Here is a 455-nt window from a genome sequence, read left to right on the forward strand (position 1 = left end):
CGGCGTGCAGATACAAAAAGCGCTGTTGCTCATGCACCGGGATTTCACCTATGAGCGTGAATGGATGGAACTATTTGATTTTGCCTACGCGTTGGCCGAACAGCACGAGCCCGGGCAAGACAATGTGTGGCCGGAACTGGCGCTTGGGCTGTCGAATTTCTCAATCGATACTCCTGAAACCCCTCACTTTGCTCAGTGGTATGACAAGATTCTCGCACGGCTGCCGTCATTGAGCGTAGCCGAGCAAGCGCAGATCATTCCCACATTAACCCTTTTACTAGATAAATTTAGTCAAGCCGACCCGCGCATCCCTGAGCTTTATACGCTCTTACACGACTACGCGTTACGCCTGCCCCCCTCTTATCAAGGCGCATCGGTCGGCGCATTGGCAAGCTACGTGTGGCGCTTTCCGGAAGCGGAGCGATCCGTGTGGTATGCGCAGATGCGCGATTGGG

Annotated in this window: 1 pseudogene; it reads left to right on the top strand. The window is 54.5% G+C overall.

Features of this window, described 5'->3' with window-relative positions:
- Positions 1-455 (top strand): annotated as a pseudogene (locus KPG66_RS17345) (hypothetical protein); the annotation flags it as partial.

Source organism: Mycetohabitans sp. B2, from assembly GCF_021733735.1.
Lineage (GTDB): Bacteria > Pseudomonadota > Gammaproteobacteria > Burkholderiales > Burkholderiaceae > Mycetohabitans > Mycetohabitans rhizoxinica.